Source organism: uncultured Bradyrhizobium sp., assembly GCF_936928535.1.
In the GTDB taxonomy this organism is placed as follows: domain Bacteria; phylum Pseudomonadota; class Alphaproteobacteria; order Rhizobiales; family Xanthobacteraceae; genus Bradyrhizobium.
Genome location: NZ_CAKZHY010000074.1, coordinates 21712 through 46646, shown reverse-complemented (window position 1 = coordinate 46646; position 24935 = coordinate 21712). Strand labels below are relative to the sequence as shown.

18 protein-coding genes are annotated in these 24935 nt (G+C 64.6%); 8 read left to right on the top strand and 10 right to left on the bottom strand.

The annotated features are described in order from the left end of the window. Window positions 1-93: 93 nt before the first annotated feature. Both Q0687_RS11240 and Q0687_RS11235 read right to left on the bottom strand, forming a co-directional pair. The gene (locus Q0687_RS11240) at window positions 94-3261 is read right to left on the bottom strand and encodes a multidrug efflux RND transporter permease subunit (protein ID WP_298876084.1); all 3168 of its coding nucleotides are present in this window, start codon (window positions 3259-3261) and stop codon (window positions 94-96) included. Beyond that, window positions 3258-4490 carry an efflux RND transporter periplasmic adaptor subunit gene (locus tag Q0687_RS11235; protein WP_298876081.1) on the bottom strand — a complete coding sequence of 411 codons (1233 nt, stop codon included), beginning with the start codon at window positions 4488-4490 and terminating at the stop codon, window positions 3258-3260. Before Q0687_RS11235 ends, Q0687_RS11240 begins: the two co-directional genes overlap by 4 nt. 363 nt (window positions 4491-4853) lie before the next feature. Here Q0687_RS11235 and Q0687_RS11230 point away from each other — a divergent pair, with 363 nt between their 5' ends. From Q0687_RS11230 to Q0687_RS11200, 7 genes are all read left to right on the top strand, one after another. Beyond that, window positions 4854-6008, top strand: coding sequence for an iron-containing alcohol dehydrogenase (locus Q0687_RS11230; protein ID WP_298876078.1), 1155 nt, complete (start codon window positions 4854-4856; stop codon window positions 6006-6008). An 18-nt stretch (window positions 6009-6026) separates the two neighbouring features. Continuing rightward, window positions 6027-7577 (top strand): AMP-binding protein, encoded by a 1551-nt coding sequence (locus Q0687_RS11225; RefSeq protein ID WP_298876075.1) that lies wholly within the window; start codon window positions 6027-6029, stop codon window positions 7575-7577. Between the two features lie 266 nt (window positions 7578-7843). Next, complete coding sequence (locus Q0687_RS11220) at window positions 7844-9442, top strand: ABC transporter substrate-binding protein (protein WP_298876072.1); 1599 nt, start codon at window positions 7844-7846, stop codon at window positions 9440-9442. Window positions 9443-9481: 39 nt separating this feature from the next. Continuing rightward, on the top strand, window positions 9482-10429 hold the full coding sequence (locus tag Q0687_RS11215) for an ABC transporter permease (RefSeq protein WP_298876069.1): 948 nt from the start codon (window positions 9482-9484) through the stop codon (window positions 10427-10429). A gap of 9 nt (window positions 10430-10438) precedes the next feature. After that, complete coding sequence (locus Q0687_RS11210) at window positions 10439-11332, top strand: ABC transporter permease (RefSeq protein WP_298876066.1); 894 nt, start codon at window positions 10439-10441, stop codon at window positions 11330-11332. After that, entirely contained in the window at window positions 11332-12339 is a 1008-nt protein-coding gene (locus Q0687_RS11205; RefSeq protein WP_298876063.1) for an ABC transporter ATP-binding protein, read from the top strand. The genes Q0687_RS11210 and Q0687_RS11205 overlap by 1 nt, the downstream gene beginning before the upstream one ends. Beyond that, window positions 12336-13316, top strand: a complete 981-nt coding sequence (locus Q0687_RS11200; protein WP_298876061.1) for a dipeptide ABC transporter ATP-binding protein — start codon at window positions 12336-12338, stop codon at window positions 13314-13316. The genes Q0687_RS11205 and Q0687_RS11200 overlap by 4 nt, the downstream gene beginning before the upstream one ends. Here the strand turns inward: Q0687_RS11200 and Q0687_RS11195 are convergent. From Q0687_RS11195 to Q0687_RS11160, 8 genes are all read right to left on the bottom strand, one after another. Further along, window positions 13288-14100, bottom strand: a complete 813-nt coding sequence (locus tag Q0687_RS11195) for a hypothetical protein (RefSeq protein ID WP_298876058.1) — start codon at window positions 14098-14100, stop codon at window positions 13288-13290. The genes Q0687_RS11200 and Q0687_RS11195 overlap by 29 nt on opposite strands. 107 nt (window positions 14101-14207) lie before the next feature. Then, a complete protein-coding gene (locus tag Q0687_RS11190) occupies window positions 14208-16211 on the bottom strand; it encodes an acetyl-CoA carboxylase biotin carboxylase subunit (RefSeq protein ID WP_298876055.1) in 2004 nt (667 codons plus the stop codon). Continuing rightward, window positions 16208-17824 carry an acyl-CoA carboxylase subunit beta gene (locus Q0687_RS11185; protein WP_298876052.1) on the bottom strand — a complete coding sequence of 539 codons (1617 nt, stop codon included), beginning with the start codon at window positions 17822-17824 and terminating at the stop codon, window positions 16208-16210. Before Q0687_RS11185 ends, Q0687_RS11190 begins: the two co-directional genes overlap by 4 nt. A 91-nt stretch (window positions 17825-17915) precedes the next feature. Continuing rightward, window positions 17916-18782, bottom strand: a complete 867-nt coding sequence (locus tag Q0687_RS11180) for a 3-keto-5-aminohexanoate cleavage protein (protein WP_298876049.1) — start codon at window positions 18780-18782, stop codon at window positions 17916-17918. A gap of 198 nt (window positions 18783-18980) precedes the next feature. Next, a complete protein-coding gene (locus Q0687_RS11175) occupies window positions 18981-19784 on the bottom strand; it encodes an AraC family transcriptional regulator (RefSeq protein ID WP_298876046.1) in 804 nt (267 codons plus the stop codon). A gap of 176 nt (window positions 19785-19960) precedes the next feature. Next, window positions 19961-20617 (bottom strand): glutathione S-transferase family protein, encoded by a 657-nt coding sequence (locus tag Q0687_RS11170; RefSeq protein ID WP_298876044.1) that lies wholly within the window; start codon window positions 20615-20617, stop codon window positions 19961-19963. Beyond that, window positions 20617-21780 (bottom strand): acyl-CoA dehydrogenase family protein, encoded by a 1164-nt coding sequence (locus Q0687_RS11165; protein ID WP_298876042.1) that lies wholly within the window; start codon window positions 21778-21780, stop codon window positions 20617-20619. The genes Q0687_RS11170 and Q0687_RS11165 overlap by 1 nt, the downstream gene beginning before the upstream one ends. A gap of 114 nt (window positions 21781-21894) precedes the next feature. After that, window positions 21895-23031 carry an acyl-CoA dehydrogenase family protein gene (locus Q0687_RS11160; RefSeq protein WP_298876039.1) on the bottom strand — a complete coding sequence of 379 codons (1137 nt, stop codon included), beginning with the start codon at window positions 23029-23031 and terminating at the stop codon, window positions 21895-21897. Window positions 23032-23307: 276 nt separating this feature from the next. Here Q0687_RS11160 and Q0687_RS11155 point away from each other — a divergent pair, with 276 nt between their 5' ends. Then, window positions 23308-24858, top strand: coding sequence for a long-chain fatty acid--CoA ligase (locus Q0687_RS11155; protein ID WP_298876036.1), 1551 nt, complete (start codon window positions 23308-23310; stop codon window positions 24856-24858). Window positions 24859-24935 lie beyond the last annotated feature (77 nt).

Sequence of the window (24935 nt, the reverse complement as noted above, 5' to 3'; positions counted from 1 at the left end):
CTCTTGTGCCACGGGGGCCGTCCACATATGGGTCCCGGCCTTCGCCGGGACGACATCGAGGTTGTGGATGCACCGCACGTCACAGATGCAGCATCAAGCCACCGCCTCCGGCTTCTTCCCCTCGTTCCGCCCTTCCGCCAGGTTCCGCACGACCACATAGAAGATCGGCGTGAACAGCAGGCCGAACAGCGTCACGCCGATCATGCCGAAGAACACGGCGACGCCGACGGCCTGGCGCATCTCGGAGCCGGAGCCGGACGAGACCACCAGCGGCAGCACGCCGAGAATGAAGGCGAAGGACGTCATCAGGATCGGCCGCAGGCGCAATCGGCAGGCCTCGATCACGGCCTCCAGCCGCGGCTTGCCCTCCTTCTCGATGTCCCGCGCGAACTCGACGATCAGGATCGCGTTCTTCGCCGCCAACCCCACCAGCACGACAAAGCCGATCTGGGTGAGGATGTTGACGTCCTGGCCCATGATACGCACGCCGATGGTGGCAGCTAACAGGCACATCGGCACGATCAGGATCACCGCGAACGGCAGCGTCCAGCTGCCATATTGCGCGGCGAGCACGAGATAGACGAACAGCACGCAGATCGGAAACACATAGAGGCCGGCATTGCCGCCGGTGATCTGCTGGTACGAGAGATCGGTCCATTCGAAGCTGAAGCCGCTCGGCAAAGTGTCGTCGGCGAGCTTCTTGATGGCATTGAGCGCGGTGGTCGAGCTCACGCCCGGCGCCGGCTCACCCTGCAGCTCGGACGCCGCATAGAGGTTATAGCGCGCGACGCGATCAGGACCCGAGACATCCCTGAAGTCGACCACGCTGCCGAGCATCACCATGTCGCCGGAGGCGTTGCGCGTCCGCAACCGCGCGAGGTCGGCGGGCTCCTTGCGGAACGGGAAATCAGCCTGCGCGGTGACGTGATAGGTGCGGCCGAACAGGTTGAAGTCGTTGACATAGGTCGATCCGAAATAGGTCTGGATCGTGTCGTTGATGTTGGCGATGGGCACGCCGAGCTTCTGCGCCTTGGTGCGGTCGATGTCGACGAACAGCTGCGGCGTGTTGGCCGAGAACGGCGAGAACACCGAGGGGGCGAGAAGCGAGGGCGATTTGCGCGCCGCCGCGACAAGCTCGTCGGTGGCCGCCGCGAGCAGCTCCGGCCCGCGGCCCTGGCGGTCCTGGATGCGGATGGTGAAGCCGCCGCCGGTGCCGATGCCCGGCACGGCCGGCGGCGGGATGACGATGATGAAGGCGCCCTGGATCGCGGAGAGACGCTTGCGCAGTTCGCCTGTGATCGCGTTCGCCGTCAGCCCCTTCTTCAGACGCACCTCGGGTTCTTCGAACACCGGGAATAGCGCGGCAGCATTGCCGGCCTGCGTGCGCGTCGCACCCGAGAAGCCTGCAAAAGCGGCGACGCGAACGATACCCGGCGTATCCAGCGAAATCCGCTCGATCTCGCGCACGATCTCGGTGGTGCGCGCCAGCGACGCCGCGCCCGGCAATTGCACCGAGATGATGACGTAGCCGCGATCCTGCGCCGGGATGAAGCCTTGCGGCGTGGTCCCGATCAGCCAACCGGCGCTGCCGATCAGCACGACGTAGATCAGCAGCATCACCACGGAGTGCCGGATCACGAAATTGGCGGCGCTGGCGTAGCCATGCGCGAGCCGGTCGAACAAACGGTTGAAGGCACCCGTGAAGGCGTTCCAACCCCGCGCGATCAGATTCCAGGCGGCCGGCGGCCGCTTCTCCTCGTGCGGGGTGAGGATCTGCGAGGCCAGCGCCGGCGACAGCGTCAGCGAGCAGAAGCAGGAGATCGCGGTCGCAACCGCGATGGTCACCGCGAATTGCTGGAAGAACTGCCCGGAGATACCCCCGAGGAACGCCGTCGGCACGAACACCGCACACAGCACCAGCGCAATCGAGACCAGTGCGCCGCCAACCTCCTCCATCGTCTTCAGCGCCGCATCGCGCCGACTGAGGCCATGCGCGAGGTGCCGCTCGACATTCTCGACCACGACGATGGCGTCGTCGACCACGATGCCGACGGCGAGCACTAGGCCGAACAAGGTGAGATTGTTGATGGAGAAGCCGAGCGCCGCCATTACCGCGAAGGTGCCGACCAGCGACACGGGAATCGCGATGATCGGAATGATCGCGGGACGCCAGCCCTGCAGGAACACCAGCACGACGACGACCACGAGCAGCATGGCCTCGTAGATGGTCTTGATCAGCTCGTGAACGGACTGGGCGATGAACTCGGTCGGGTTGTAGCCGATATTGTAATCGAGACCTTTGGGAAAGCTCTGCTTGAGCTTCGCCATGGTATCGGAGATGTTTTTCGCCGTCGCGAGCGCATTCGAGCCCGGCCGCTGCGTGACCAGCATGGCGACCGCGGATTTGCGCAGCAGGAAGCTGTTGGTCGAATAGGCCAGCGCGCCAAGCTCGATGCGGGCGACGTCGCGCAGGCGCACGGTGCGGCCGTCCGAGCCGGCCTTGATCAGGATGTCCTCGAACTGCTTCTTGTCGTTCAGCCGTCCTGTAAACACGAGATTGGGCTGGAAGGCGCGGTCGGCAATCGGCGGCTCGGCGATCTGGCCGCCGGCGATCTGAACGTTCTGGGCGCGGATCGCGGCCAGCACTTCGGTCGAGGTCAGACCGAGATTGGCAATGCGGTCCGGATCGAGCCAGAGCCGCATCGAATAGTCGCGCGCGCCGAAGATCTGGATGTCGCCGACGCCGTCGATGCGCAGCAGCTGGTCACGGACCTGCAGCAATGCATAGTTGGAGATATAGAGCTGGTCGAAGGTGTCGTCGGGCGACAGCATGAACACGACCATCAGGATGTCGGGCGAGTTCTTGCGGGTGACGACGCCGTTGCGCTGCACCTCGTCGGGCAGCTGCGGCTGCGCGATCGCGACGCGGTTCTGGACCAGCACCTGCGCCTTGTCGAGATCGGTACCTAGCTTGAAGGTGACGGTGATGGTGAGCTGGCCGTTCGAGGTCGCCTGGCTGTAGAGATACAGCATGTCCTCGACGCCGTTGATCTGCTGCTCGATCGGAGCGGCGACGGTGTCGGACACGGTTTGCGCCGAGGCGCCGGGATATTGCGTGGTGACGACGACGGTCGGCGGCACCACTTGCGGATATTCGGAGATCGGCAGCGTCGAATAGGCGAGCGTACCGACGATCAGGAGAACGATCGACAACACCATCGCGAGGATGGGCTGATTGATGGACAGGCGGCCAAGATTCATGACTTGTTACCGACCGGCGCTGGAGCGGAAGACGGGGCGACCTTGGCGCCGACACGGGCGCGCTGGATGCCGTTGACAATGACGCGGTCATCCGCGTGCAGCCCTTCGCGAATGACGCGCAGGCCATCATCGAGCGGCCCAAGCACCACGGGCCGCGCTTCGACAGTGTCGTCGGGCTTCACCACGAAGACGATCTTGCGCGACTGGTCGGTCGCAACAGCGGTATCCGGGATCAGCAGCGCTTCGTATGGCGCGCTGCCGATCAGGCGGACGCGGCCGAACTGACCGGGCAGGATCGACAGATCGGTGTTCTTGACCACGGCGCGGCTGCGCAACGTTCCCGTGGACACGTCGAGGCGGTTGTCGAGGAAGTTGATCGAACCGTCATGCGACGGCTTGGTCTCGCCCGCGAGCGTCACCTGCACCGGGTTCGCGGTGTCGCGCGAACTCGGGCGCTTACCTTCGAACCAGAGCTTGCTGTATTTGATGAAGGTCGTCTCATCCATGTCGAAATAGATGTAGATTGGGTCGAGCGAGACGATCGAGGTCAGCAGCGTCGAGGTGCCGGTGTCGCTGCCCTGCACGAGGTTGCCGGGGCTGACCAAATGGCGGCTGACGCGGCCGGTCAGCGGCGCCGTGACATGGGTGAATTCGATGTTGAGCCGGGCGGCCTTCAATGCGCCCTCGGCCTGGGTCTCGGCGGCGTGCGCGGCTTGCAGGGCCTCTCGGCGCTGGTCGACCACCTGCTCGGAGACCGCGCTGGTCTGCACCAGGTTCAACCCGCGATCGAGCTCGCGCTTGGCAAGCTCCACCTTGGCGCGGGCGTCGGAGAGCTGGCCGTCCGCCTGCTCGGCCACCGCCTCGAACGGGCGCGGGTCGATGACGTAGAGCAGATCGCCCTGGTGCACGATGGCACCGTCCTGGAACTCGACCGAGTTGACGAAGCCGCCGACGCGGGGGCGCACCTGCACCTCCTCGACCGCCTCGAAGCGACCGGTGAAGTCGTCCCAGTCAGTGACGGTGCGCTTGACCGGCTGGGCGACCGTCACCGGCGGAGGCGGCGGCGCAGCGGCCTGGGAGGTCGGTTGTCCGCAACCGCTGAGCGCGACGGCCGCTGCAACAAGACCCGCTAGCGCGTAAGGCTTGTTGGCATAAAGTTTGTCATAAGGCCGGGGCCGAACGAAATCGTGCGTTTTGACAAATTGCTCGCTTCCGTCCGATCCACTCATCCCAAGTCCTCGCATGAAAGCCGCGGAAAATGCAGGGTAGTCTTCTACCTGCGGGCGGCACAAGATGGGTGGCGATGATGAAATCTTCAAGACTACGGCATGCGCAAATGCACGGCAGAATTCCCTAGCCTGATGACGGGTTGACAGAGGGAGGCGGGCGCGTGGGCACGGCGATTGGCCCGCGGGTGCGATTGGATTTATTCGTGAGTGTGCATGAATGAGCGCGGGCGGGATGCCCGGCGTCGCGCTTTACCCTCCCCTGGAGGGTAAGCAAAGCTCCAGCGTCTTCGCACATGACTGATCCGGCGGGCTCCGCTAGATTAGCCCTTACAAAACAAGACGAATTGTCCGGGGAGGACAGGCGTGCACAAGGGACGTGTCGTTTACGGCGCGATCGAGGAGGTCGTGTTCGGGCATCCGGCGGCTGAGGCCATCCTCGCGCAGATGGACCGGCTGGGAACCCGCCGCGCCTTCCTGATGGTCTCGGGCACGCTGAACCGAGAGACCGACGAAATCGCCAAGATCGTGCGGGCGCTGGGCCCCCGCTGCGCCGGGCTGTTCGATGCGATGCCGGCGCACACGCCGCGCGAGGCCGTCATCGCCGCCACCAATGCCGCGCGCGACGCCGGTGCCGACCTCATCGTCACCGTGGGCGGCGGCTCGATCACCGACGGCGCCAAGGCGGTGCAGCTCTGCCTTGCCAATGGCATCGACGATATCGCCGGCATCGAAGGCATCCGCGTGCACAAGGGCGTCGCGCCCGAGATGACCGCGCCGACCGTGCGACAGGTCAGCGTGCCGACCACGATCGCCGGCGGCGAGTTTTCGTCGATCGCCGGCGTGACCGACCGCAGCACGCATGTGAAGCAGATGTTGCGCCATCCGCTCGCCGTGCCGCGTGCCACCATCCTCGATCCCGCCATCACCGTGCACACGCCCGAATGGCTGTTTCTCTCGACCGGCATCCGCGCCATCGACCATTGCGTCGAGGCGATCTGCTCGCACGAGACGCACCCTTACGCCGACGCGCAGTCGGTGAAGGGCCTCGCCATGCTCGCCGACGCGCTGCCGCGGGTGAAGGCCGACCCCAGGGATCTCGACGCGCGCATGGACGCGCAGATCGGCACTTGGCTGTCGATGGGCGCGCTTGCCGCCGGTGTGCCGATGGGCGCGAGCCACGGCATCGGCTATGTGCTCGGCGCGGCCTTCGACGTGCCGCATGGCCACACGTCCTGCGTCATGCTGCCGGCGGTGATGCGCTGGAATGCGAGCGTCAATGCCGAGCGCCAGATGATCGTGGCGGCTGCGATGGGCTTTCCCGGCCATAACGCCGCCGACGTGCTCGATGCCTTCATCCGCTCGCTCGGCATGCCGCGTCGTCTTGCCGATGTCCGCGTCACGCCTGAAAATTTCGGCCTCATCGCCGAACAGGCGATGCGGACGAACTGGATCCCCCGCAATCCGCGCAAGATCGAGAGCCCGGCGCAGATCCGCGAAATCCTCGATCTGGCCGCATGATCTAATCCCGGAGGACTGATGTACCCAGGTCTGCATGCTCGGCTGCGTCCGCTGCAACCCGCCTTCATCATGGCGGCGACCGGCGAGGCCGTCACCTATCGCGAGCTGGACGCGCGGAGCAACCGGCTGGCGCACCTGTTTCGCAAGCACGGATTGAAGCGGCTCGATCACTACTCGATCTTCATGGAGAACAACTCCAGATATCTCGAAGCCTGCGGCGCGGGCGAGCGGTCCGGCCTGTACTACACCTGCATCAACTCTTTCCTGACGGCAGGCGAGCTCGCTTATCTCCTCGTCAACAGCCAGTCGAAGATCCTGATCACGTCGGTGGCAAAGCTCGACATCGCGCGCGAGGCGATCCAGGCCTGCCCGGACGTCAAGCTCTGCATCGTCGCCGATGGCCCCGGCGAGAGCGACCGCATCGTCGGCCTGGCCGACGTCACCGCCGATTTGCCGAAGACGCCGATCGCGGATGAGTGGCTCGGCACGGCCATGCTCTATTCGTCCGGCACGACGGGACGGCCGAAGGGCATTTTGCGGCCGCTGCCGGAGGAGCCGCCGAAGCACAATCTGCCGCTGTTCGATTTTCTCACCAAGCTCTGGCACTACCGCGAGGGCATGGTCTATCTGTCACCGGCGCCGCTCTATCACTCCGCGCCGCAGGCCGCCGTGAATCTCACGATCCGCATGGGCGGCACCGTGATCATCATGGAGCATTTCGATCCCGAGCGTTACCTCCAGCTGGTGCAGCAATGGGGCATCACCCACACCCAGCTGGTGCCGACGATGTTCTCTCGGATGCTGAAGCTGCCGGAAGAGGTGCGCAAGCGCTACGACCTCTCCTCGCTCGAGATCGCGATCCATGCCGCCGCGCCCTGCCCCGCATTGGTCAAGGACGACATCATCAAATGGTGGGGGCCGATCATCCACGAATATTACGGGGCCACCGAAGGCCTCGGCTTCACCGCCTGCAACAGCGAGGAATGGCTCGCTCATCGCGGCACCGTCGGCAAGGTGCTGCTCGGCGATCTGCATATTCTCGACGAGGACATGCGGCCGTGCCCAACGGGCACGCCCGGCCAGGTCTGGTTCAAGACGGGGTCGCCGTTCGAATATTTCAACGACCCGGAGAAGACGAAGGAGGCGCGCTCGGCCGACGGCAGCATGAGCACGGTCGGCGATGTCGGCTATGTCGACGAGGACCGCTTCCTATATCTCACCGACCGCGCCACCTTCATGATCATTTCCGGCGGCGTGAACATCTATCCGCAGGAATGCGAGAATCTGCTGATCACCCATCCGAAGGTCGCCGATGCCGCCGTGTTCGGCGTGCCCAACCCCGATCTCGGCGAAGAAGTGAAGGCCGTGGTGCAGCCGATGCCGGGCGTGAAACCGGACGAGGCGCTTGCCGAAGAGCTGATCGCCTTCTGCAGCCAATCGCTGTCGCGGCAGAAGGTGCCGCGCTCGGTGGATTTCGAGAAGGAATTGCCGAGGCTGCCGACGGGGAAACTGTACAAGCGGCTTCTGAGGGACCGGTACTGGGGCAACAAGACGTCAAGGATCGTGTGAGCCCCCATGTCGTCCTGGCCTAGTGCGCAATTGCGCACGGGGGCCAGGACGAGGGCGGAGTCCAACTCCGCACAACATCCGCTTTCGGAACCCTTCGCACCCGCACTCTCACATTGTGAAAGTGTGCAGCGCCTGCGGCGATAGGTCATCCAAATTGCCAAGGCCGTAACGGGCACCAGCCGGTTGCTTCCGTCCATGCGCCTCGGCTATCGTCCGGTCAAACAGGTCACAAATGGCCCAAGACTAATGTCCAGGGAGGACTGAGGATGCGGAGCGTGCGGGCACTCGCCGTGACGGCGGCGTTGTCTTTGCTGGCGTTTTCGACCACGACCTTCGCCGGCGAGCCCAAGCAGGGCGGAATCCTGCGGATGTATCATCGCGACAGTCCGGCGAATGCATCGATCCTCGAGGGCGCGACCTATTCGGTCAACGTGCCCTTCATGGGCGTGTTCAACAATCTCGTCATCTACGATCAGCACATCGCGCAGAACAGCCCTGATACGCTCAGGCCTGAGCTGGCCGAAAGCTGGTCCTGGAGCGGCGACAACAAGAAACTCACGTTCAAGCTGCGCCAGGGCGTCAAATGGCACGACGGCAAGCCGTTCACGTCGGCCGACGTCAAATGCACATTCGATCTGCTGATGGGCAAGTCGCAGCAGAAGCTCCGGCAGAATCCGCGCAAGGCCTGGTACAGCGAGGTCGACGACGTCACGCCAAACGGCGACTTCGAGGTCTCCTTCAACCTGAAGCGGCCGCAGCCCTCGCTGCTGGCGATGCTCGCCTCCGGCTATACGCCGATCTATCCCTGCCACGTCTCGCCGGCGGACATGCGCACCCATCCGATCGGAACCGGTCCCTACAAATTCGTCGAGTTCAAGGCCAATGAATCGATCAAGCTGACGAAAAATCCGGACTACTGGAAGAAGGGCCTGCCCTATCTCGACGGCATCGAATACACGATCATCCCGAACCGCTCGACTGCCATACTCGCCTTCGTCGCCGGAAAGTTCGACATGACGTTTCCGACGCATATCACCATTCCGCTCCTGAACGACATCAAGTCGCAGGCGCCGAACGCGGTCTGCGTCGTCGAGCCGACCAACGTCTCGACCAACATCATCGTCAATTCGAGCTCGGCGCCGTTCGACAACATCGATGTCCGCCGTGCGATGTCGCTGGCACTCGACCGCAAGGCCTTCGTCGATATCCTGTTCGAAGGCCAGGCCGACATCGGCGGCACCATGCTGCCGCCGCCGCAGGGCATCTGGGGCATGCCCAAGGACAAGCTCGAAACCATTCCCGGCTACGGTCCGGACGTCAACGCGAACCGCGAAGAAGCGAAGAAGCTGATGCAGAAGGCGGGTTTCGGCCCCGACAAGCATCTGGCCGTGAAGGTTTCGACACGCAATCTCGCGGAATATCGCGATCCCGCGGTGATCCTGATCGACCAGCTCAAGAGCATCTATATCGACGGCGAACTCGACGTCGTGGAGACCGCGAACTGGTTCCCGAAAGTCGCGCGCAAGGACTACATGCTCGGCCTCAATTTGACCGGCAATTCCGTCGACGATCCGGACCAGTCCTTCTACGAGAACTATTCCTGCGGCTCGGAGCGGAACTACACCAATTACTGCAACAAGGACATCGAGAAGCTGTTCGACGTGCAGTCGCAGGAGATCGACACCGGCAAGCGCAAGCAACTGGTCTGGGACATCGACAAGAAGCTGCAGGAGGACGTTGCCCGTCCGATCATCTTCCATGCACGGGCCGGGACCTGCTGGCAGCCCTATGTCAAGGGGATCACGATCATGTCGAACAGCTCCTACAACGGCTTTCGCTACGAGGACGTGTGGCTGGACAAATAGTGCGACAGGCTGAAGACTAGCGGCTCGCGGAGGGCGCGAATGTTTGCCTATCTGGTGCGGCGCCTGTTCCTGATGCTCGTGACCCTGTTCGGGATCTCGATCGTCATCTTCTTCCTGCTGCGCATCGTCCCGGGCAACATCGTCGACATCCTGTTCGCCGCGGCCGGCTATGTCGATCCTGCCGACAAGGTCGATCTGGAAAAGCAGCTCGGCATCGACCAGCCGCTGGTGGTGCAATATCTGCACTGGATCGGCGGCTTGCTGCACGGCGATCTCGGCTACTCCTACGTCTCCGAGAAGCCGGCGCTGCAGGAAATCCTGCCGCGAATCCCGATCACCGCGCGGCTCGCCGGCCTGGCGCTGCTGTTCTCGGCTTCGATCGGCATTCCGCTCGGCGTCATCAGCGCGGTCAAACAGGGCTCGCGGATCGACTATGCCTTGCGCGTGGTGAGCCTGAGCGGATTGTCGCTGCCCTCGTTCTGGCTCGGCCTGCTGGTGCTGACCGCGTCCGTCGCCATGTTTGGGCAGATGCCGATCTTCAATCCCAATCCGCAGAGTCTTGGCGAGGCATTCGCAACCTATTGCATTCCGGCGATGGTGGTCGGCTTCCGCAGCTCAGCGCTGACCATGCGCATCACGCGATCCTCGATGCTGGAGGTGCTGCGGCAGGATTATATCCGCACCGCGCGCGCCAAGGGCGCCTCGGATGCCGCGGTGAACTATCACCATGCGCTGAAGAACGCGATCCTGCCCGTCATCACCGTGATCGGCATCGAGGCGGCGTTCCTGATCGGCGGCCTCATCGTCACCGAGACGGTGTTCAACATCCCAGGCGTTGCCCGCTTCCTGGTCGAGGCGATCCGCTGGCGCGATTATCCGATCGTGCAGAACCTCGTGATGTTGATCGCCGTCGTGGTGGTGAGCGCGAATTTCATCGTCGACATGCTGTATGCCGTGTTCGACCCGCGGATCAGGTACACGGATTAGGAGATCAGCTTGGCTGCGATCGACTTCGACGTTGAGCTGAGGCGGGCCGGTGCGCATGCCACCGGCGGATGGCGGCGCGTGCTGTTTCTGGCGCAGCGGCACGTGCTGGGCGCGGCCGGACTGACCATCATGACAGTGTTCGTGCTGACAGCGATCTTCGCCGACTTCATCGCGCGCTATGATCCCCTGTCGGTCGACGCCGCGCATGCGCTGGCGCGCCCGAGCTTGGCGCACTGGATGGGAACGGATTCGTTCGGCCGCGACGTGTTCAGCCGCATCATCCATGGCGCGCGGATCTCGCTCGCGGTCGGTCTTGGTTCGACCGCACTCGGCGGCTCGATTGGCGTGATCGTGGGACTGACGTCCGGCTACCTCGCGGGCTGGGTCGATCTCGTCTTCCAGCGTGTCTCCGACGTGCTCCAGGCGTTGCCGCTGCTGGTGCTCGCGCTGGTCATGACGGCCGCGCTCGGGCCCTCACTGCCGAATGTGATCCTCGCCATCGCCATTCCGCTGATCCCGACGGTGGCGCGCGTCACCCGCGCCAATACGCTGGCGCTGCGCGAGCAGCCGTTCGTCGAGGCTGCGAAATCGATCGGCATGAGCGAGGTGCGGATCGCGCTGCGCCACGTGCTGCCGAACACGCTGGCGCCGCTGATCGTGCTGGCGACCGCGCAGCTGGGCTCGACCATCCTCACCGAGGCCTCGCTTTCCTTCCTGGGTCTCGGCATCCCCGAGCCCTACCCGTCCTGGGGTCGCATGCTCTCCGAGTCCGCCGCCGAATATGTCCGCACCGCGCCGTGGCTGGTGATCTTTCCGGGCATCGCCATCAGCCTCGCCGTGTTCGGCGCCAATCTGTTCGGCGACGCCCTGCGCGACATCCTCGATCCCCGGCAGCGCGGCTGATGGCTGACACCTCCGATCTTGTGCTCGACGTGAAGAACCTGAGGACGGTGTTCTTCACCAATTCCGGCCTGTTCAAAGCCGTGGATGATGTCTCCTTTACCGTGAAGCGGGGCGAGACACTGGCCATCGTCGGTGAATCCGGCTGCGGCAAGAGCGTCACGGCGCTATCGCTGATGCGGCTCGTGCCCGACCCGCCCGGGCGTATCGTCGGTGGCTCCGTCTCGCTCGAGGGCACCGATCTGCTGGCACTGGACGAGGCGGAGATGCGCAAGATCCGGGGAAACCGCATCTCCATGATCTTCCAGGAGCCGATGACCTCGCTCAACCCGGTGATCCGGATCGGCGATCAGATCGTCGAGGCCGTGCGGCTGCACAGGCACGTGTCGGCCAAGGAGGCGCACAACATCGCGGTCGAGATGCTGCGCCTGGTCCGCATCCCCGAGCCGGCGCGGCGCGCGCGCGAATATCCGCATCAGCTCTCCGGTGGCATGCGCCAGCGCGCGATGATCGCGATGGCGCTGGCATGCCGGCCGGTCCTGCTGATCGCGGACGAGCCGACCACCGCGCTCGACGTCACCATCCAGGCGCAAATCCTGGCGCTGATCCTCGATCTCCAGAAAGAGCTCGGCACCGGACTCGTGCTGATCACGCACGATCTCGGCGTCGTTGCGCAGACCGCGCAGCGAGTGATCGTGATGTATGCGGGGCGCAAGGTCGAGGAAGCCAGCGTCGAGGCGCTGTTCGCCGCGCCCAAGCATCCCTATACGCGCGGACTGATGGCCTCAATTCCCGCAGTGCCCACACCCGGCGTCGCCGCGCAGGAGCGGCTGAACGAAATTCCCGGCACGGTCCCCTCCCTGGTGCGGCTGCCCGCAGGCTGCGCTTTCGCCCCACGATGCAAGCTTGCCGTGAAACGCTGCGAAGCCGAATATCCGCCTCTGGCCGATTGGGGCGGCGGCCACCTTGCCGCCTGCTGGCGCGCGGCTGAAGTGGCGGAGGTGGCATGAGCGAGGTTCTGCTCGAGGTCACCGACCTCAAGAAACATTATCCGGTGCGCGCGGGCGTGCTGCGCCGGCAGGTCGGCACCGTGCATTCAGTCGACGGGGTCTCGTTCTCGGTTGGGACCGGCGAGACGCTCGGCCTCGTCGGCGAATCCGGTTGCGGCAAATCGACGGTGGCGCGCAGCGTGCTGCGGCTGATCGAACCGACCTCGGGCCAGATCCGTCTCGATGGCGAGGACATCACACACCTGTCCAAGACGGCGCTGCGGCCGCATCGCCGTTCGATGCAGATCGTGTTCCAGGATCCGTTCGCCTCGCTCAACCCACGCATGACCGCGGGCGACATCGTCGGCGAGCCGATCGCGGTCCACGGGCTCGCGACCGGCAGGGCGCTGGAAGCGCGCGTCGCAAAGCTGTTCGAGCAGGTGGGCTTGCGTCCCGACCAGATGCGCAACTTCCCGCATCAATTCTCCGGCGGCCAGCGCCAACGCATCTGCATCGCGCGGGCGCTGGCGCTGGAGCCGCGCCTGATCGTCTGCGACGAGCCGGTATCGGCACTCGACGTCTCGATCCAGGCGCAGGTGATCAATCTCTTGATCGATCTGCAGAAGCAGCACGGCTTCTCCTATCTCTTCATCGCGCACGACCTCGCTGTCGTCGCCCATATCAGCCACCGCGTTGCGGTGATGTATCTCGGCCGAATCGTCGAGATCGCCGACAAGGACGAGTTGTTCAGCAATCCTCGCCATCCCTACACGCAGGCGCTACTCGCCTCGGTGCCGATCGCCAATCCGCTGGCGAAAAAGCTCGTGCCGCTGGTGGACGGCGATGTGCCGAGCCCCGTCGATCCGCCGTCCGGCTGCGCCTTTCACACGCGCTGCCGGTTTGCGATGGAGCGGTGCAAGACCGAGCGCCCGGCGCTGATCGGCGACGGGCATCAGGTCGCGTGCTTGCTCAATGACGGGACGGGACGGAGCCAGTAGATCGGAGCGCGTTGATCACCGGCCAGGCTGCCAGCGCTGCGGCCAAATGCTTGAGCGTGTGACCCGAGACCACGTGCCCGGTCGCTTCGAATATGGTCGCATCGCCCAGCTCGAAGAGCTTGGCCAGCACGTAGAAGACAATCACGCCACCGAGCGGCACACCGAGCGCGCCGGCTCGCGGCTTCGCCAGCGCCAATGCCACGGCGAGCGCCATGCCGCCGTATTGCACCACCGCCCATGGCGTGAGATTGTCGCGGGCCACCCAGGCCGCGAGCAGACCCGCGACCATCGTCAGCACCAGCACCGCCTCGCCCGCGCGCATGCTGATGCGCTCGCTGGTGGCGATACCGAGGAAGCCTGCGAAAGCCACCGCCATGCCGAGGCGGTCGGCGATGAGCCGTTGCGGCATGTCGGGGTCGAGGTGATAGAAGCCGGAGCCGAGGCAGGTGAGGATCAGGCCCACGAAGAACCAGCTGGAACCGACGGGCGCATCGCTGCTGGCGCGCAGCTGCTCCAAGCCCCAGACACCCATCGCGAGGAAGGCGAGGTTGCTGAGCACGTCGCCAGCGTTGGGGACGTCGAGCCAGGCGCGGGTGTCGACGAAGTGCGGGATGTGCCAGCCGGCCGCCGGCAGCGCGGGGGCAAAGAACGCGATCAACGCCAGGACAGCGAGTGCCGCGAGCAGGTATTTTTCGCGCGCTTGCAGCGGCGCGAACGAAAATCGAGAGAACACCGCGGGCAGTATGGCGACGGTCACTTGGGCAGGGTCATTTGGACGCGACATGCGGGCCTCCAGGCAGATTGAACTTCGTTCAACATCACTAGCAGTAAAATGAACAATGTTCAATACCCCTCGCGCGTAGATGCGCGTCGGCATGGAACACTTTGTAATTATTCACATTTCTTGTTTAGCTGCGGCGACTGCGCCTCGATCTCGGCGACGATCCTGCCGGTGGTAACCTGCTCGCCCTCAGCGACGTCGATCGCGGCGACGACGCCGTCGATGCCGGCCTTGTGGACGTGCTCCATCTTCATCGCTTCCAGCGTCAGCACCGGCTGACCGGCGATGACGCGGTCGCCCGGCTTGACCAGCACCGCGACAACCCGGCCGTTCATGGCGGCTCGGACCTTGCCGTCGCCGCCATTGCTTGCGGCAGCCTTCGGCGCTGCGAGCGTGAGATCGGTGATCGCGAGCGGGATGCCGCGATGCTGGATGTACAATCGGTCGCCGTCACGCTGGACTTTTGCGCTGTCCATCACCCCGTCCTGACGGAAGCGGATCGCGTCGTCATCGAGCTGCTCGATCTCGAACTTGTCCTGGCGGCCGTCGGTAGCGACAATGTAGCTGCCGTCGCGTTCGCGGGTGATTTCGAGCTCATGCGCGCGCCCGCCGATCTCGATTTTCGCCGGCAAGGGGAACGTCGCCGACAGGCTCCGGCCGCTCCGCCATGTTGGCGCGCACGGATTGGTGACGTAGAGCACGAGGCCCGCCAGCGACGTGCCGAAGGCAGCGTCCGGGCGCGGCGCCAGCAGCGCGTCGCGATGCATGCCGATGAAAGCCGTCGTCGCCTCGCCCCTGGCAAAACCCTGATGGCGCAGGCACGACATCAGGAACGCCTGGTTGGTCGTCACGCCGAGCGCCGTGAGCTGCTCCAGCCCGGCGATGAGCCGCCCCCTCGCCTCCTCGCGCGTGGCACCGTGGCTGATCACCTTGGCGATCATGGAATCGTAGAATGGCGGGATCTCCGAGCCGGATTGCAGCGCGTGCTCGACACGGATGCCATCAGGGACCTGCCAGCGCGCCATCCGGCCGGACTGCGGCATGAAATCCTGCGCAGCGTCTTCGGAGCAGAGCCGCACCTCGATGGCGTGACCGGAAAACTTGATGTCCTGCTGCTCGATCGGCAACGCCTCGCCGCGCGCTATGCGCAATTGCAGCTCGACGAGATCGAGTCCCGTGATCGCCTCCGTCACGGGGTGCTCGACCTGGAGACGCGTGTTCATCTCCATGAAGTAGAACTCACCGCTCGCATCGAGCAGAAATTCCAGCGTGCCGGCGCCCTCATAGCGCAGCGCCTTCACGGCCGCGACGGCGACCTCGCCCATTTTTGCCCGCAGCTCCGGCGTCACCGCCGGTGACGGTGCCTCCTCGATCAGCTTTTGGTGCCGACGCTGCACCGAGCAATCGCGTTCGCCGAGATGGATCGCATTGCCATTGATGTCGCCGAACACCTGGATCTCGATATGCCGGGGATTTTGAATGGCGCGTTCGAGGATGACCGTGGGATCGCCGAACGCGGCCTTCGCTTCCGACCGTGCGCTACGCAAGGCATCGGGGAAAGATGCGGCATCATTGACGAGCCGCATGCCGCGGCCACCGCCGCCGGCCACCGCCTTGATCATCACAGGGAAGCCGATCTTCCTGGCCTCCGCCAGCATGACCTCGTCGCCCTGATCCGCGCCCTGATAGCCTGATACGACGGGCACGCCGGCCTTTTTCATGATCTCCTTGGCGCCGGCCTTGTTGCCCATCGCCTCGATCGCCTGCGGCGACGGGCCGATGAAGACGAGGCCCGCATCCTTGCAGGCCTGCGCAAACTCCTCGTTCTCCGCGAGGAAGCCGTAACCGGGGTGGACGGCATCTGCGCCACTCGCCTTGGCGGCTGCGATGATGGCGGGAATGTTGAGATAGGATTGCGCCGGCAAGGCTTCTCCGATGCGCACGGCCTGATCGGCCTGCCGCACATGCAACGCATCGCGGTCCGCATCCGAATAGACCGCGACGACACCGAGGCCGAGCTTTCGCGCGCTACGCATGACGCGGAGCGCGATCTCGCCGCGATTGGCGATCAAGACCCTGGAGAACGACCGGTGCTGCACTGATCCGTTTCTCATGGGCGGGCCACCGAAAACTGCATGCGCTGAGGCGTGCGCGCATCTCCTTCGCGGCAGATCGCGAGCACCTCCGAGAGCACCGCGCGGGTGTCGCGCGGATCGATCACACCGTCGTCGAGCACGCGGGCGCTAGTCGAGAACACGTCCATCTGGCCATCAAAGACGTCGATGATCTGCGCCTTCATGGCCTCGAGCTTGGCCTTCTCGACCGGCTTGCCACGGCGCGCGGCGGCAGCCTCGGTCACGATCGCCATGGTCTCAGCGGCCTGCTCGCCGCCCATCACCGCGGTCTTGGCGTTGGGCCAGGAGAAGCAAAAGCGCGGATGGAAGCCGCGGCCGCACATGCCGTAATTGCCGGCGCCGAACGAGGCGCCGCAATAGATGGTGATCTGCGGCACGGTGGCCGAGGTCACCGCCTGGATCATCTTGGAACCGTGCTTGATCATGCCGGCCTCTTCATAGGCCTTGCCGACTATGTAGCCGGTGGTGTTGTTGAGATAGAGGATCGGCGTGCGGGTCTGGCAGCAGGCCTGAATGAAGTGTGTCGCCTTGTTGGCACCGGCGGGGTCAAGAGGACCATTGTTGGTGATGATGCCGATCGCCTGGCCCTCGATGCGGGCATGACCGCAGACGGTGGCCGGGCCGTAGTTCGGCGCCATCTCGGTGAAATCGGAATCGTCGATGATGCGGGCGATCACCTGCTTCATGTCGACCGGGCGCTTGTGATCCATCGGCATGATGCCGAGCAATTCGTCCTGATCGTAGCGCGGCGGCTCGAATTGCGGCGAGGCCCGACCCGGCCGCTCCCATTGCAGCGCCGCCATGATTTCGCGGGCGATGCGCAGGGCGTCGCGATCGTCCTCGGCGAGATAATCGCCAAGGCCAGATACCTGCGTGTGCATCTCGGCGCCGCCGAGCTCTTCCTCGGTCGCAATCTCGCCGGTTGCGGCCTTCAGCAGCGGTGGCCCCGCAAGGAACGCGCGGGTGCGCCCGCGGACCATGACGATGTAGTCGGAGAGGCCGGTCTGATAGGCGCCGCCGGCGGTGGACGAGCCGTGCGTGACGGTGACCACCGGGAGGCCCGCTGCCGAGAGGCGCGCGAGATTGCGAAAGATGTTGCCACCGCGAACAAAATCCTCGACGCGGTAGCGCAGCAAATTGGCCCCGGCGCTTTCGACCAGCTGCACATAAGGCAGCTTGTTCTCCAGCGCGAGCTCCTGCGCCCGCAGGGTCTTGTCGAGACCGTAGGGCTGGAGCGCGCCGGCATCGATGCCGGAATCGCTGGCGCTGACCATGCAGCGGATGCCCGAGACAAAGCCGATGCCGGCGATGACGCCGCCGCCCGGCACGCTCTTGCCGGCATCCGGCACGTCGAACATGTAGCCGGCCAGCGTCGACAGCTCGATGAAGGGCGCGCCGGGATCGAGCACCAGCGCGACGCGCTCACGCGGCAGCAGCTGGCCCCGCTTGTGGAAGCGATCTTTCGCCGCGGCCGATGCGGCCCGCGTGCGCTCTTCCAGCGAGCGCATGCGGTCGATCAGCGCGAGCATGCCGTCGCGGTTGGCCTGGTAGGCGGCGCTGGCGGGGGAGATGGTGTTTTCGAGAATGGACACAGTTTTACTCCGTCATTCCGGGGCGATGCGCAGCATCGAACCCGGAATCTCGAGGTTCCGGGTTCGCGCTGCGCGCACCCCGGAACGACGATTAGCGGTTCGTCCCAAAGATCTTCCGCGCCTCGGCGGGGCTCGCGATCTCGCGCCCGGCGCGGCGGGCGCAGGCGGCGATGGCTTCGATCAGCTGGCCGTTCGAGGTCACCTTCTTGCCGTCGGCGAGATAGAAGGCGTCCTCTAGGCCGGTGCGCAAGTGACCGCCGAGCTCGGCGCAGCGCTGGTGCAGCGGCCAGATCTCCTCGCGGCCGATCGCGGTGACCTGCCAATGCGCTTCGGGGCGTTTCAGCTTGAGCAGGATCGGCAGCAGCTCGGGGTCAGCAGGCATGCCCGACGCGACGCCCATCACGAAATTATATTCGAGCGGACCCTTGTACATGCCGACCTGGTGATACATGCCGACGCAGCGGACGATGCCGACGTCGAAGCATTCGAACTCGGGAATGGTGCCGACCGCGTTCATGACGTCGAGATAGTCCTTCACTTTCTCGACCGCGTTGTCGAACATCATCGGCGGCCAGGCCCAACTGTTGTCGGCCTTCACTTTCAGATAATTCAGCGAACCGGCGTTGCAGGCGGCGATCTCCGGTCGGGTCTCGCGGATGCAATCAAGAGCGCCGGAGTAGTTCGGGCCTGACACGCCCGAGGTGTGGTTTATGATGACGCCGGGGCAGGCTTCGCGGATCGCCTGCTGGATGTCCTTGCTGACGGCGACCTCCCAGGACGGCAGATGGCCCTTGTTCGGCGCCTGCTGGCGCAGATGGATGTGCATGATGGACGCGCCCGCATCGAACGCAGCCTTGGCCTCCCGCGCCATCTGCTCGGGCGTCACGGGCACGTTGTGCTGCTTGGGGTCGGTGAGCACGCCGTTCAGGGCGCAGGTGATGACGGCCTTGTCGCTCATGCCAGTGATGTCTCGCAACGTTGAATTCAACGCTTGCGATCATGTGATGCAGGGCATGCGGCTTCTTGCGCGGAGAAGCTGGGAAAAACGACGAATTCGTAGGGTGGGCAAAGCGAAGCGTGCCCACCATCTTTACCAATTGCCGAGAGTTGGTGGGCACGGCGCAAAAGCGCCTTTGCCCACCCTACGAGACCTTCGTCAACCCGCCTCCGCGAGCTCCCGCACCGTCTCGGTGCTGCGATAGATCGCAAGGTCCCGCGAGCCGACGAAGATCGCGCGCGGCTTCAGGCCGTAGAAGCGGCGGATCGAATGGCTGAAATGCGTGGAATCGGGATAGCCGATGTCCTGCGCGAGATGGGCGAGGTTGAGATCCTGGTTGGCGAAGTGCAGCAGATGCCGGGCACGCTTCCAGGCGCGGAAGGAGCGGAACGAGATGCCGGTCTCTTCCTTGAACAGGTGCAGGAAGCGCGAGGCGGAGAGACCTGCTTCCGCAGCGCACGTATCCGCCGTCACCGGCTCGCCGGAGAAGCGTCCGATGCGGGCGACCGCTCGCATCACCCTGGGATCGAGCACGCGCCGTGGCAGCGCTTCGCCAAAACACATCTCGTCGAATTCGGCGGTGGTGATGTCGCCATAGCGGCGCTGGCGCAGCAGCGCGTAGGCGGCGAGGATCTTTCGGGCATAAGCGGCCCGGTCAGGCCCCATCAGCCGCCGAGCCAGATCTTCCAGCACGCCATCAGGCATGCTCTCAGGCTCGAGCGTCACGCTGATTGCGGTGCGGTAGTCGCCGGCAATGGAGTGCCGCTGGTTCGGCAGTGTGACGAACAGCTCGCCAGTAGCGAGAACGTCGTCGATGGTCATATGCAGGCTGCCCTTCACCGCGACATAGACGTGACAGCAACCTGGGGTCCGCTTACGGGGCCGACCGAGCAAGCCGGCGTAGAAGACCCGCTCCGGCGTGATCAGCATCAAATGGTCGGATTCGCGACCCTTATCTTCCATGGGGTACCCTCCTCGCGCGGCTCTCTGGCCGCTGCGGACGGAGGTCACCTTAGCGGAAATTTGGGCGCTGTCACGACGAGGTAGCGCTGTCATCGCGCGCAAAAGATTACCGTTTCAGGACGACGATCAGTCGTCCCGGAACCGCGATGAGACCCCAGTCCCATCCTGCGGAATGTTTACGCCCTTACGCGCGGCGCAACATTCTGCTCCGTGCCGGCCTTCTGCTCCGCGGCAACCGCTCGCCTGAAACCGTCGCGCTGCTGCAAGCGCGCCCAATAGGCTGCGACATTTGGGCCGAAATCCTTGGCAAGGCCGATATTGTCGGCAAGACGAAGCGCGTAACCGATGACGATGTCGGCAGCGGTGAAGCGCCCCGCGCACAAGGTTTCGGTATTGGCGGTCGCGGCCTCAACCGCGCGCAGCCGTCCCAAAAACCACTTGGCGTAGTCGGTGGCAACCTGCGGATTGCGGCGCTCTTCCGGCTCGAGCTGGGTGTAGCGGAGCACCAGGGTTTGCGGGAAGGTTAACGTGGCGTCACTGAAATACATCCAGTTCAGGAAGGCGCCATAAGCCGGATCCTCCGGTCCGACCATCAACGGCGTCGGGCCGTAGACGACCCCGAGATAGTGGCAGATACCGGATGATTCCGTCATCTTGGTCTCGCCGTCGACCATGAAGGGAATCGTGCCGAGCGGATTGAGCGCGAGATATTCCTTGGCGAAGACGCGCGGCGGGAACGGCAGCATCTTCAGCTCATAGGGCAGCCCCATCTCCTCCAGCATCCAGAGCGGACGGAACGAGCGCGCGGCGTCGCAGTGATAGAGCGTGATCATCAGGCGTTCCCTTTGCTGCCGGGCAGCGTCCCCATCATCTTGCACAGCACCATCAGCATGACCTCGTCGGCGCCGCCGCCGATCGAGGTCAGGCGACTGTCGCGATAGGCGCGGCTGACCGGCGTCTCGTTGGTAAAGCCCATTCCGCCCCAATATTGCAAGCAGGCGTCGGTGAGTTCGCGGCCGAGACGGCCGGCCTTCAGCTTGGCCATGGTCGCAAGCCTTGTGACGTCCTCGCCGGCAACGAGCTGCTCCGCCGCGCGATAGATCAGCGCACGCAACAGCTCGACCTCGGTCTGCATCTCCGCGAGCTTGAAGTGCACGACCTGATTGTCGAGGATGCTTTGGCCGAAGGCTTTGCGGTTGCGCGTGTAGTCGATGGTCTGATCGATGATGTATTCATGCGCCTTCAGGCAGGCCGCCGCGCCCCAGAGCCGCTCCTCCTGGAACTGGATCATCTGATAGGTAAAGCCCTTGCCCTCCTCGCCGATCCGGTTGCGCTTGGGCACGCGGACATTGTCGAAGAAGATTTGCGCGGTATCCGAGGAGCGCATGCCCATCTTGTCGAGCTTGCGGGCGACGGTGACGCCCTTGCTCTTCATGGGCACGCAGATCAGTGACTTGTTGCGGTGAACCGGGCCGTCGCCGGTGTTGGCGAGCAGGCAGATCCAGTCGGCCTGCGTGCCGTTGGTGATCCACATCTTGCCGCCGGTGATCAGGTAGTCGTCGCCGTCAGAGCGTGCACTGGTCTTGATCGAGGCGACGTCCGAGCCGGCGCCGGGCTCGGAGACACCGATGCAGGCGACATAATCGCCTGAGATCGAAGGCGCCAGAAACTCACGCCGGACCTCGTCCGAGCCGAACCGCGCCAGCGCCGGCGTCGCCATGTCGGTCTGCACCCCGATCGCCATCGGCACACCGCCGCAGGTGATGGCACCCAACTCCTCCGCCATCATCAGCGCGTAGGAATAATCAAGGCCGGAGCCACCGAACTCGACCGGCTTGTTCAGACCGAGGAAACCGAGGCTGCCCATCTTCTTGAACAGCTCATGCGCGGGGAAGATGTCGGCCTTCTCCCACTCATTGACGTGAGGGTTGATCTCGTTGGCGATGAATTTCTGCAGGGAACGGCGGATGTCGTCGTGGTCGGCGGTGAACAGCATTCTTTCCCCTCGTCATTCCGGGGCGCGCGCAGCGCGAACCAGGAATCTCGATGTATTAGGACTCATCTCTCTAGGTCCCGGGTTCGCGCTAGGCGCGCCCCGGGAGGACGGTCATCACAAGCCCATCTGCCGCGACGCCAGATCCTTCATGATCTCCTCGGTGCCGCCGCCGATGGCGTTGACCTTGACCTCGCGGTAGATGCGCTCGGCCTTGATGCCGCGCATGAAACCGGCGCCGCCAAAGATCTGCACGGCTTCCGAGGCGCAGAACGCCATGGTCTGCGTCGCCTGGTTCTTCATCATGCAGATTTCCGCCACCGGGCTCTCGCCCTGCTCGAGCCGCCAGGCCAGCATTTCCAGCATCGCCTGGGACGCTGCGACCTTCTGCGCCATATCGACGATCTTGTGCCTGATGACCTGATGCTGGGCGAGCGGCTTGCCAAAGGTCTTGCGCTCCTTCGCGTAGGCGACCGCCTCGTCGAGGCAGACGCGGGCAAAGGCGGTGCAGCCTGCGGCCATGCCCATCCGCTCGCTGTTGAAGTTTTGCATGATGATCTTGAAGCCCTGCCCCTCCTCGCCGATCAGGTTCTCGGCCGGTACGCGGCAGTCGTCGAAATGCAGCGTGGCGGTATCGGAGGCCCACCAGCCCATCTTCTTCAGCTTGGTGCGCGACAGGCCGGGCGTGTCGCCCTCGATCAGCAGCAGGCTGACGCCACCGGCGCCCTCGCCGCCGGTACGCACCGCAACGGTCAGATAGTCGGCGCGCATCCCCGACGTGATGAAGGTCTTCTCGCCACTCACGACGTAGTGATTGCCGTCACGCTTGGCCCTGGTGCGGAGGTTTGCCACGTCTGAACCGCCGCCCGGCTCGGTGATCGCGAGCGCGGAGATCTTCTCGCCCGAGAGCACCTGCGGCAGCACGCGCGCCTTGATCTCGGGGCGCGCCGCACGCGCGATCGGCGGCGAGCCGATGGTGTGGCTCATCAGGCTGGCGCTGACGCCGCCGGCGCCGGCGCGCGCCAGTTCCTGGCTCGCGACGATCTTCATGAACTGGTCGGCGGCGATCCCGCCATATTCTTCCGGGAATCCGAGCCCCAGCAGCCCGATCTCGGCTGCCTTGCGATAGAGCATGCGGGGGAATTCCCCGGCTTCATCCCACTCGTGGGCGAACGGGGCGATCTCCTTGTCGACGAAGCGGCGCATGACGTCGCGGAAGGCGTCGTGCTCGGCGGTGTAGAACGGGCTCTTCATTGCGCTTTCGCTTTCGGCGACTCCTGCCGGTCCACCATGGCTGGAACATCGGCGGCTCACTTGCGCCGAGTGGCTGGCTTCGCGGAAGCAGCTTGGCGCGGCATTGATCTAGCAACTCAACGCAAGACGATTTTCACCCCTCGCGGGCCAACTCCAAATCAAAAAAAGACTGCTGCGCACAAACTCCGGCGGGCCTCCCAGGGCCACGCCGGGCATGGTGCACAGCAATAAAGCTCGGGCGGCACAAGTTCGCCAAGGAGGACAAGGGAGGGAGTGTTGGCCGTTCGTTACTACGACTGGATCGCTCATCATGCCCGCCGCGCGCCCGGCAAGGTCGCGGCCATCGATCTTGCGAGCGAGCGCCGCTTCACCTATTCGGAGTTCGACGCCCGCATCTCACGCCTTGCTTCGTTCTTGCGTCACGCGCTGAACGTCTCGCGTGGCGACCGCGTCGCTGTGCTGGCGCTGAACACGACCGATACGCTGGAGGTGCAGTTTGCCTGCGGACGGCTAGGGGCCGTCTTCGTGCCGCTGAACACCCGCCTCACCGTTCCCGAGCTTCAGTTCATCACCGGCGACTGCGCGCCCAAGGTGATGATACACGATGCTGATTTGGCCGAGACGGCGCTCACCGTCGCCAAGCTTTGCAACGTCGCGACCAGCCTTCTACTCGGCCCCTGTGGCGCCTATGAAGCCGGCATCCCGACCGCCAAGCCGCTGGAGCGTGCTGAAGAGGTCACGCTCGATGATGTCTCGACCATCATGTACACGTCGGGCACGACGGGTCATCCCAAAGGCGCGACCATCACCCATGGCATGACCTTCTGGAATTGCGTCAATCTTGGCGGGCCGGCTTGTATCGGACCGGCCTCGGTGCAGCTCACCGTGCTGCCGCTGTTCCACACCGGCGGGCTGAATTGCTACACCAACCCCGTGCTGCATGCCGGCGGCACCGTGATGATCATGCGCGCCTTCGATCCCTGCGCGGCGCTTGGCCTGATCAACGATCCCGCGCTGGGCATCAACGCGTTCTTCGGTGTGCCGGCGATCTATCAGTTCATGGCGCAACACCCGGCCTTCGCGACATCCGATCTCTCCCGGTTGATCGTCTGCGGCGTCGGTGGTGCTCCGATGCCGGTGCCGCTGCTGAAGGTGTGGGAGGCGCGCGGCGTCGCGCTCCAGCAGGGTTACGGCATGACCGAGACCTCGCCGGCCGTGCTGGTGCTCGATCGCGAAGATGCGGCACGCAAGGCCGGCTCCGCCGGCAAACCGGTGCTGCACACGCAGGTGCGCATCGTGCGCCCCGACGGCAGCGATGCCGATGTCGGCGAGCTCGGCGAACTCTGGGTCAAGGGACCGAACATCACACCCGGCTACTGGAACAGGCCGGAGGCGAACAAATCGTCCTTCACGGACGGCTGGCTGCACACTGGCGACGCGACCCGCGTCGATGAGGATGGGTTCTATTACATCGTCGACCGCTGGAAGGACATGTACATCTCCGGCGGTGAGAACGTCTATCCGGCCGAGGTGGAGAACGTTCTGCATCAGATTACGGCGATTGCCGAGGCCGCCGTGATCGGCATTCCCGATCCGCAGTGGGGCGAGGTGGGCCTCGCGATTGTTGCGGTGAAGCCAGGCCAGCGGCTGACCGAGGCCGATGTCTTCGCGCATTGCGCGGCCAATCTCGCGCGCTTCAAATGCCCGCGCAAGATCCGTTTCATCGATGCCCTGCCGCGCAACGCCACTGGCAAGATCCACAAGCCTACCCTGCGCAAGGAATTCTCGGTGGCTTCCGAGGTCGACAAGAAAGTCGCCAACGCCTGATCAAGGCGCCCTTCGCGGGCGCCTTGGCTTTTCGACGTGCCTGCTCCAACCCAGAAGAATCGCCAAAGAAACCCCAA